This is a genomic window from Allobosea massiliensis (genome assembly GCF_042655245.1).
In the GTDB taxonomy this organism is placed as follows: domain Bacteria; phylum Pseudomonadota; class Alphaproteobacteria; order Rhizobiales; family Beijerinckiaceae; genus Allobosea; species Allobosea massiliensis.
On record NZ_JBHSLU010000097.1, the window covers coordinates 1 to 9,822 of the forward strand.

5 protein-coding genes and 2 pseudogenes are annotated in these 9,822 nt (G+C 59.3%); 4 read left to right on the forward strand and 3 right to left on the reverse strand.

Annotated features, from left to right (window positions below; genetic code table 11):
• Positions 1-85 precede the first annotated feature (85 nt).
• Both ACFPN9_RS25325 and ACFPN9_RS25330 read right to left on the reverse strand, forming a co-directional pair.
• Positions 86-927: pseudogene (locus ACFPN9_RS25325) on the reverse strand (IS3 family transposase); the annotation flags it as partial.
• A 157-nt stretch (positions 928-1,084) separates the two neighbouring features.
• A complete protein-coding gene (locus ACFPN9_RS25330; protein WP_067255142.1) occupies positions 1,085-1,642 on the reverse strand; it encodes a recombinase family protein in 558 nt (185 codons plus the stop codon).
• A 438-nt stretch (positions 1,643-2,080) separates the two neighbouring features.
• Between ACFPN9_RS25330 and ACFPN9_RS25335 the strand changes: the two genes are divergently transcribed.
• The 4 genes from ACFPN9_RS25335 to ACFPN9_RS25350 all read left to right on the forward strand — a co-directional run bounded on the left by ACFPN9_RS25335 (position 2,081) and on the right by ACFPN9_RS25350 (position 9,312).
• Positions 2,081-3,403, forward strand: coding sequence for an efflux RND transporter periplasmic adaptor subunit (locus tag ACFPN9_RS25335; protein ID WP_082737691.1), 1,323 nt, complete (start codon positions 2,081-2,083; stop codon positions 3,401-3,403).
• Positions 3,404-3,418: 15 nt separating this feature from the next.
• On the forward strand, positions 3,419-6,679 hold the full coding sequence (locus ACFPN9_RS25340; RefSeq protein ID WP_067255144.1) for an efflux RND transporter permease subunit: 3,261 nt from the start codon (positions 3,419-3,421) through the stop codon (positions 6,677-6,679).
• A 120-nt stretch (positions 6,680-6,799) separates the two neighbouring features.
• Positions 6,800-7,126 carry a hypothetical protein gene (locus tag ACFPN9_RS25345; protein ID WP_156450216.1) on the forward strand — a complete coding sequence of 109 codons (327 nt, stop codon included), beginning with the start codon at positions 6,800-6,802 and terminating at the stop codon, positions 7,124-7,126.
• Between the two features lie 140 nt (positions 7,127-7,266).
• Entirely contained in the window at positions 7,267-9,312 is a 2,046-nt protein-coding gene (locus tag ACFPN9_RS25350) for a heavy metal translocating P-type ATPase (RefSeq protein WP_245282514.1), read from the forward strand.
• 116 nt (positions 9,313-9,428) lie between these two features.
• On the opposite strand, the pseudogene ACFPN9_RS25355 reads toward ACFPN9_RS25350, so the two are convergent.
• A pseudogene (locus ACFPN9_RS25355) lies at positions 9,429-9,728 on the reverse strand (hypothetical protein); the annotation flags it as partial.
• Positions 9,729-9,822: the final 94 nt, after the last annotated feature.

Sequence of the window (9,822 nt, forward strand, 5' to 3'; positions counted from 1 at the left end):
CCGGGCACCTCACGGCGCCAGCCTACCAAACGGTCGATCTGTGTTTGAGACAGGCCGCCCGGGAACTGGCCTCGATCTATTTACTGTCGGTGTTGAAGATCTCCGGCTTGCCGAAGCGGGCCATCGCCTCCTCGACGGCCTCGATGCAGAAGGCGACGTCCATGTTGATCGAGAGCCGCCAGGCCAGAACCTTGCGGCTGAACCAGTCGACGACAGCCGTCAGATAGACGAAGCCCCGCGCCATCGGGATGTAGGTGATGTCCATCGCCCAGACCTGATTGGGCCGCGTCACCGGCAGCTTGCGCAGCAGGTAGGGGAAGATCTTGTGCCCCGGCGCCGGCTTCGAGGTGTTCGGCCGGCGGTAGAGCGCCTCGATCCCCATGCGCTTCATCAGCGTGGCGACGTGGAGACGCCCAGCCCTATGGCCATCGGCCCCAAGAAGCCCCTGCAACATGCGGCTGCCCGCGAAGGGGTATTCCAGATGCAGCGCGTCGATCGCGCGCATCAACGCCAGGTCGGCGGCAGGAACCGCGCGAGGCAGATAATAGACGCTGCCCCGGCTGAACCCGAGTGCTCTGGCTTGCCGGTTGAGCGGCAGATCGTGCGCGCGATCGATCATCGCTTTGCGCTCAGAAGCCCGGCCTTGCCGAGCGCGCCGGACAAAAAATCATTCTCCAGCGCCAGCTCCCCGATCTTCGCATGCAGCGTCTTCACGTCGATCGTTGGTGCGTTAGACTCGGACTTCGCCTCGGAGCCGAAGACACCGGCAGCCCCTTCAAGAAGCTGGCTGCGCCACTGCGTGATCTGGTTGGGGTGGACGTCAAACTGCTGCGCCAAGTCGGCCAGCGTCTTCTCGCCCTTGATGGCCGCCAGCGCGACCTTCGCCTTGAAAGCCGGGCTGTGGTTCCGGCGCACGCGTCTCGTCATATCCGCTCCTGTTCACGACAATCATGCCGCGTTCAGGCCGAACATCCACCTACGCCCGATGTCCAGATTTCCCGAGCCAGCTCTGCAGATGGCTTACCTTGGGCTTGTCCCAACCGTAGCGGATCAGATGAAGCTACGGGGATGTCGCGTTACGGATTCAATTTGCCTTTAACCTCGAGATGGTGGAGTGCGAAACATTATAACTCCTGGCGATCTCCGTCATCGACTCCTCGCCGGCATCGCGACGACGGACTGCTTCGTCGCGCTGATGCGGCGTGAGCTTGAACCGTCGGCCAAGTTTCACACCGCGCGCTTTCGCGCGAGCGCGTCCTTCGCCGGTGCGGGAGCGGATCAGCTCGCGCTCGAATTCCGCCAGGCCGGCCAACACCGTCAACATCAACCTACCGTGAGCGGTAGTCGTGTCCGCCCATCCATCCCCGAGCGATCGGAACGCCGCACCCTTGTCGGCGACGACCCCGAGAATGTTCAGGAGGTCACGCGTCGATCGGGCCAAGCGGTCGAGGCGCGTCACGATCACGACGTCGCCAGCGTTCAGCGTGCTCAGCAGCTTGTCAAGCTGGACGCGATCGCGCTTGGCACCGGAAACCTTCTCCTTGAACAGCCGCGTCGCGCCGGCCGCCTCGAGCTGCGCAACCTGGGCGTCGAGGGTCTGGCCGTCGGTCGAGACCCGGGCGTAGCCATAAGCGAAGGGCATGGAACGGGCTCGCATTGCGCACATATAATATGCACAGCATAACCCACTGGAATCGCGGTGTCGAGCTAGCTGTGCATAATTCTTGATTTGTGCACAGAGCTATTTAAAAGTATTGGCTCGAAACGAGGTCAGCGCATGCATGAGAAGCACACCTTGACATCGTCGTCGGACCGATCTCGGCTTCGACAGCCTGATCGCCGTGGGCGGCCGTGTCAGTTTGCCTCAGAAAACGGCCTTGTACCTATAGTAGCTATAGGTATTAAGCCTTCTGGCCATTGTCGCTTTGATTCGCTACTGGCTGCATCGGCGCTCAGGAAGACGTCAAAATGTCAATTTATGAGTCGAGTAGTCGTTTGCGAGAGCGAGGGCTTATGCTGGCTGCCGCCGTGCACCATTTGAGCCGGCAGCAATCGGCGAGAAGCTGACATTCAGAGGTTGATGGAAATGACCGCTCGCGCTTATTACCTCTCTGGTCTCTTTGGCCTTGCCGGCATTCTCGTCGGTGCATTCGCGCCTTACGTGGGCCAGTCGATCCGAGGGGCTGTTGGTTTCAGGCCACCGCCCGGCATCGACCAAGCGCGAGCCGCGGATGGTGCAGATATTCGTTTGGGTGGCGGCGCAGGGAAGAGCGTGAAAGGCGCACGCAATACGCCTGCAGCCGACGAAAGCAGAGCCGCTGAAGGTTTGATCAAGTTAACTCAAGACCAGATCAGCGCGCAGGAGATCGACGTTGCCACTGTTCAAGGAGGTTTTCTTTCACGCCACATTATCGTGCCTGGTACGATTTCACCGGATGTCAACCGGATTGCTCGGGTGCCGGCACGCGTCGTCGGAACGGTCGCTGAAATGCGCAAGCAGCTCGGCGATATGGTTACGAAAGACGAAGTGGTCGCGGTGCTCGATAGTCGTGAGGTTGCAGATGCCAAAAGCGAGTATCTGACGGCATCCGTGAATTTCGATCTTCAAAAAACGAATTTCGAACGCGCGCAAGGCCTTTGGGACAAGCGGATCTCGGCCGAACAACAATACCTGCAGGTCCGGGCAAGCTTTTCCGAAGCGCAGCTTCGCGTCGATTTAGCACGCCAGAAACTGTCAGCTCTTGGCATAGACGCTGCGGAAGTGGCGAACGCAGCTAAGGAAGACACTGCGGGATCAGGGCAGTCGAGCCTGCGCAAATATGAACTTCGCTCTCCGATGCCAGGGCGAATTGTCGATCGCAAGGTGGATGTCGGCACGGCGGTAGGCAAGGAAGGGGATCCCGCCGATCTCTATACAGTTGCCGATCTTTCCACCGTCTGGATCGATCTTACTGTTACACCAGGAGACCTTGGTAAAATCAGGGAGGGCGCAAAAGTCTCGATCGCCACGAATGACGACGACAGCAAACGCGCTGAAGCTCGGATCATGTTTGTCAGCCCCATTCTGAACTCGGAAACCCGTTCGGCACGCGTCATTGCATCCTTGGCCAACCAGGATCTATCGTGGCGCCCGGGATCGTTTGTTACAGCCGAAATAGAGATCGGGCGAGAACAAGCGAAGTTTCTCGTGCCGCGGGCTGCATTGCAAACGATAAGCGGCGAACGCGTGGTCTTCGTCCGGAAACCCGAGGGTTTCCAACGCAGGGACGTCAAGGCTGGCCAAGCCGACGATGCGGTGGTCGAAATTCTCTCTGGTCTTTCGTCGAGCGACAAGATCGCGGTCAAGAACACCTTTCTGCTCAAGGCCGAACTCGGCAAAACCGAAGCCAAACACGACGATTGAACGGAACAGATCCTTATGATCGCCCGCATTCTCGCTTTCTCGGTGCATCAGCGCTGGCTCGTGCTTCTTTTGTCGCTGTTGGCAGCAGGCTTCGGGGCCTATTCCTTGACGAAGCTGCCGATCGACGCCGTTCCCGACATCACGAACAATCAGGTGCAAATCAACACGACCGCCGCGTCGCTATCGCCGTTCGATATCGAAAAGCAGGTGACCTATCCTGTCGAGACCGCCTTGGCCGGTATCCCGGGTCTCGAATACACCAGGTCTCTGTCGCGTAACGGCTTTTCCCAAGTTACCGCGGTCTTCAATGAGAAGACAGACCTCTACTTCGCCCGGCAGCAAGTGAACGAACGACTTGCCGAGGCTAAGGCAACTCTGCCGTTGGGGGCCGAACCACGCATGGGTCCGATTTCGACCGGGCTGGGCGAAATCTACATGTGGGCTATTCAGTACAAAAAGCCCGCAGATGGTAGCACGGTCCACGATGGCCGCCCTGGCTGGCAGAAAGACGGCAGTTTTCTGACACCGGAAGGTCAGAGCCTGACCACCGATTTCGAGCGGGCAGCTTATTTGCGGACGGTCCAGGATTGGATCATTCGCCCTCAGGTCAAGACGGTCCCCGGGGTCGCCGGCGTGGATGGCATCGGCGGGTATGAGAAACAGTATCATGTTCAGCCCGATCCCGCGAAGCTGGTCGGGTTCAATTTGTCGTTCAGTGACATTGCAGCAGCCCTCGACGCCAACAATGCCAACCGCGGCGCGGGCTATCTCGAGGAAAATGGCGAAGGTTACGTCGTGCGCTCGGCTGGTCGCCTCGAAAGCATGGACGAGATCGGCAATGTCGTCGTGGCGACCCGCGGCGGGGTGCCGATCAGAGTAAAGGATATTGCCGAAGTCCGAATTGGACGTGACCTTCGAACGGGGTCCGCGTCTGAGAACGGCCAGGAGGTGGTGGTCGGCACTGCTCTGATGTTGATCGGCGGAAACAGCCGGACCGTTGCGGCCGCCGTCGACACTAAGATGAAAGAGATCGTTCGTTCGCTGCCACCCGGCGTCGAGGCCAAAACAGTTCTGAACCGCACCCTCCTCGTCGATGCAACGATCAAGACGGTTGCAAAAAATCTTGCCGAAGGCGCGGCGCTGGTCGTCGTCATCCTGTTCCTATTGCTAGGCAACATACGAGCTGCCATCATCACTGCCATGGTGATCCCCGTCGCCATGCTGATGACGATGACTGGCATGGTACAGGGCCGCATCAGCGCTAATCTGATGAGCCTCGGGGCGCTCGATTTCGGCTTGATCGTCGATGGTGCGGTCATCATCGCGGAAAACAGCCTTCGGCACCTTGCCGAACGTCAACACGAATTAGGCCGCAAGCTCCATCAGGGCGAGCGCCTCAGCACTGTTATCGAGTCGGCTGAGGAAATGATCAAGCCATCGCTCTATGGCCAAGCTATCATCATTCTTGTTTACGTGCCACTTCTTACGTTTACTGGCGTCGAAGGTAAGATGTTCGAGCCGATGGCGTTGACCGTCATCATCGCGCTCGCTTCAGCCTTTATCCTTTCCCTGACCTTCGTTCCGGCTCTCATCGCAATCGCGATCACCGGACGAGTGCAGGAGAAGGACAATGTCTTCATTCGCATCATGAAGACTGCTTATCGACCGATGCTGGCGAGCGCAGTGAAGCGGCCGATCTCGTTTATCCTTGGGTCTGTTGGCCTCTTTGTGCTGTCTGGTGTCTTGTTCACGAGTCTTGGCCAAGAGTTCATTCCGACCTTGGACGAGAAGAACATCGCGATGAACGCATTGCGGATCCCTTCGACGTCGCTGACACAGTCGCAGGCCATGCAGATCAGGGTCGAAAGGGCGGTGAGCCAATTCCCGCAGGTGGCCTATGTGTTTTCGAAAACAGGCACGGCGGAAGTTGCTGCAGACCCAATGCCGCCGAACTCGTCCGATACCTTCATCATATTGAAACCTCAGGCTGAGTGGCCCGATCCGACATTGTCGAAGGCCGATTTGCAGGAGCAAATGGAGAAATCCGTCTCGCAGCTGTCGGGCAACAACTACGAGTTTTCGCAGCCGATCCAGCTTCGTTTCAACGAACTGCTGGCAGGAACGCGCGGCGACCTGGCGGTAAAAGTCTTCGGCGAAGAATTCGGTCCGATGCTGCAAGCCGCAAACCAGATCGCGGCGGTCCTGCGCGACACGCAAGGGGCGGAAGACGTCAAGGTAGAACAGACCACCGGTCTGCCATTCCTTGAAATCAAGGTCAACAAAACAGAGATCGCTCGGCTGGGACTGAGCCTATTTACGGTGCAGGAGGTCATTGGCGCGGCGATCGGCGGCCGAGAGGCAGGCTATGTTTTTGAAGGCGACCGACGTTTCCCAATCGTCGTGCGTCTCAACGACAAGCGGCGCGAAAATTTGGAGGCCTTGCAGAATGTTCCGGTTTCATTGCCACCAACGGCTACCGGACGTGGCTCGTCGGTGCCGTTAAAACAGGTCGCGACCTTTACGGTGGCAGAAGGGCCCAACCAGATCTCTCGAGAGAATGGCAAGCGACGCATCGTCGTGACGGCCAACGTTCGTGATCGTGACATCGGTTCACTCGTCGCGGAGGCCCAAAGCAAGGTCGGCGAACAGGTCCAGCTACCCGCAGGTTACTATGTGAGTTGGGGCGGTCAGTTCGAGAATCTCGCTTCTGCGCGCCAGCGCCTGATGATCGTCGTGCCGGGCTGTTTTTTCCTGATCTTCCTGCTGCTCTACCAAGCTCTCGGGTCGGCACGGGATGCCATTTTGGTGTTTAGTGCCGTGCCCTTGGCCCTGACTGGGGGTATTGCAGCCTTGTGGCTGCGAGGAATGCCTTTTTCCGTCCCCGCAGCTGTCGGCTTCATTGCGCTATCTGGTGTCGCGGTCTTGAACGGCCTCGTCATGCTGACATTCATCAAGCAGCTGATGGAGGATGGCATGCCGAAGCAGCAGGCCATTCTGGAGGGGGCGATGGTACGACTACGCCCGGTTGCAATGACCGCGCTTGTTGCTTCGCTCGGCTTCGTTCCGATGGCGCTCGCCACGGGAACGGGCGCCGAGGTACAAAGGCCGCTTGCTACGGTGGTCATCGGTGGGCTTATCAGTGCGACCCTCCTGACCCTCGTCGTGCTGCCAGCGCTCTATGCGCGCTTCTCGGGAGATCGGCATCGGCGCAGGGATGAGGACGCAGACGCTGCGGAGGGGCTCCCAATGACAGCTTTAAATCCCGCTGCTGAATAAGGATTCAGATTGAAGTCATGAAGCGCCCTCATGCACAGCAGGGTCAGCGGCTTGCATGTCTAACCAGAGAGTCCTGATTGGCTTGGCTATGGGCAGGAAAATGTATAGATTGATTAAATCATGATTGGACTGAGCGGTTTCCCATGCCGGGTGAAAATGCTCGTCTTGGCAAGCTTTTTGATCCTGCTCTGTAGCGTCAAAGCTTTTGAAGCTCGCGCTGCGGACGGGGGGATTAATGACGCCTTGGCCGAGGCTGGCTGCGTGCAGGTTGGTATCAAGCGCCTACCGCCGATCGGCAAAACGCAAGTTTTTGAAGCGACTTGTGCTGGACCATCGCACACCATTGTCAGGGTTGTATGCATGGGTGGACGATGCATCGCGGACCATCCTCACGGCAGGCGGAACGAGCCTGGCGAACGCGACGAAGAAAGCAGTGATAGCGATTGAGAAAAACGCGCGCGATCGATTGTCAGTTTTTGTGGCTTATTGACTTCCATGAAGGCGAGAACTTCGCCCCATTTCAGCCGATAAGCCCTCGGGGATCTCTCGCTCGGCAGCGACTGAAACAACTTTGACTGGATGATGCCGTGAACTCGACCACCTCCGCTAAGCCGGACTCTCACGCAGGTCATAGTCACCCGCCAGGCAAGCACAGCGATGATGAGAACCATGACGGACACGACCACGAATCCGGCATCTTCGGCCCGAACACAGAGCTTATTTTCTCTCTCCTTTGCGGAGCTTTGCTGATCGCCGGATATAGCATCGAGAAGACGTTATCCGTCCCTGCATGGCTGCCTCTTGCATTTTATCTCGGAGCTTATTTTTTTGGCGGTTTCTTCACCGTCCGCGAGGCGATCGAAAACCTCCGCCTGAAGAAATTCGAGATCGATACCTTGATGTTGGTCGCGGCAGCCGGCGCTGCTGCGCTTGGTGCATGGGCGGAAGGCGCGCTGCTGCTGTTTCTCTTTAGCCTCGGCCATTCGCTCGAGCACTACGCCATGGGCCGCGCCAAGCGGGCGATCGAGGCTTTGGCGGAACTGGCTCCCCGGACCGCGCTGCGGCGTCGGGGCGCTGACCTCGAAGAGGTGCCGGTGGAGATCCTGGAGATCGGAGACATCATCGTCGTCAAGCCAGATTCAAGGCTGCCGGCCGATGGCTTCCTGATCAAGGGTGCCGGCAGCATCAACCAGGCGCCGGTGACCGGCGAAAGCATACCGGTGGACAAACGTGCGGTGGACGACGCAGCCGCTGCGCGCGCCAATCCCGACAATGTCGCTGCGGCGCATCGCGCTTTTGCCGGCACCATCAACGGCAGCAGCGTCATCGAGATCGAGGTCACCCGCAAATCCTCGGACACGACACTCGCAAAGGTCGTGAAAATGGTCAGCGAGGCCGAAACTCGGAAATCGCCGACGCAGCGCTTTACGGATAAATTTGAGCGGATTTTCGTGCCGACTGTCTTGGTGCTGGCGGTGGCTCTCCTGTTTGCTGGCCTTGTGATCGATGAGCCGTTCCGCGATACTTTTTATCGGGCCATGGCGGTTCTGGTGGCCGCCAGTCCCTGTGCGCTGGCGATTGCGACACCAAGCGCGGTCCTGTCGGGCGTGGCGCGCGCTGCCCGCGGAGGGGTTCTCATCAAGGGCGGCGCCCCGCTGGAGAATCTCGGATCGCTGACCGCTATCGCCTTCGACAAGACGGGCACGTTGACGTCCGGCAACCCCAGGATTACCGATATCGTTCCGGCCCCAGATGTGACTGAAGCCGAATTGCTGACGGTTGCAGTCGCCGTGGAAAGCCTCAGCGACCACCCGCTCGCGCGCGCAATTGCGCGGGACGGACGCGAGCGGCTGGGCGACCAATCGCTGATGGAGGCAACCGATCTCGACAGCTTGACCGGGCGCGGCGTGTCGGCTCGCCTGAACGGGGAGACGGTGCTGATCGGCAAGGCAGAGATGTTTGGTGTGGACGGCGTCGCTTCTCTCTCAGAGCCCATGCAGAAGGCCGTCGCCTCTCTTCGCGAGGGCGGCCGGACGACAATGGTGGTCCGTCGCGGCGACCGCGACATCGGCGCCATCGGATTGATGGATACGCCGCGCGAAGCCGCGAAAGCGACGCTCGCCCGCCTACATGTATTAGGCATCAAACGGCTGATTATGATTTCCGGCGATCATCAGAAGGTCGCAGAGGCGGTCGCAAGGCAGGTCGGTATCGACGAGGCTTGGGGCGATCTGATGCCCGAGGACAAGGTCGAGGCGATCAAGAAGCTGCGTTCCCAAGGCAAGGTCGCCATGGTCGGCGACGGCGTCAACGATGCGCCGGCGATGGCGACCGCAACCGTCGGGATCGCGATGGGCGCTGCCGGCTCCGATGTGGCGCTCGAGACGGCGGATGTCGCCCTGATGGCCGATGATCTCTCCCATTTGCCCTTCGCGGTCGGGCTGAGCCGAACGACGCGATCGATCATTCGACAGAACGTGTTCGTCAGCCTGGGAGTAGTCGCACTCCTGGTTCCATCCACAATCATGGGGCTCAGCATCGGCGTCGCGGTGGCTTTCCATGAAGGATCGACGATCATCGTCGTCGTCAATGCGCTCAGGTTGCTCGCATATCGGAAAGACCCGGCCGTGTAGCTAACGGCCATGCCCCCGGAGGCCTGCTCACATTCCGAGCTTCTGCGCTGAGAATGGAGCTCGGAGTGATGGTACCTCTACGCTCAGGCAACCGCGCTTCGGCCATCAAAGCTAGCCTAAAGGTCACCTCTCAGCACATCGAGAGGGATTTTCAGATACCGCCGGCCATTCGGCTCGCGAGCAGGCAATTTTCCGCCCTGAATGTTGACCTGGAGTGACTGCAGAATCAATCGAGGCATCGCCAAGCTACGGTCGCGCTCATTGCGCATGGCGACGAACGCCGCCTCGGTACCGGCTTTTATCAAATGGATGTTATGGCCGCGCTGCTCCGCGACGCTCGATTCCCACTGCGGTTCGCGGCCGCCGGGCTGGTAGTCGTGACCGACGAAGAGACGTGTTGCCTCGGGAAGCGTAAGCGTCGTCCCGGCCTCACCTTTCGCGCGGGGACTGGAACGTTGATGTTCCGAGCCGAGAGGGGCTTGGACATATGACGATTTCAGAGCTTACGCT

Bases quoted from the DNA above. Each gene is read 5' to 3' on its own strand.
- ACFPN9_RS25330 (WP_067255142.1), bottom strand. From the start codon at position 1,642: ATGCCCTTCGCTTATGGCTACGCCCGGGTCTCGACCGACGGCCAGACC.
- ACFPN9_RS25335 (WP_082737691.1), top strand. From the start codon at position 2,081: ATGGAAATGACCGCTCGCGCTTATTACCTCTCTGGTCTCTTTGGCCTT.
- ACFPN9_RS25340 (WP_067255144.1), top strand. From the start codon at position 3,419: ATGATCGCCCGCATTCTCGCTTTCTCGGTGCATCAGCGCTGGCTCGTG.
- ACFPN9_RS25345 (WP_156450216.1), top strand. From the start codon at position 6,800: ATGATTGGACTGAGCGGTTTCCCATGCCGGGTGAAAATGCTCGTCTTG.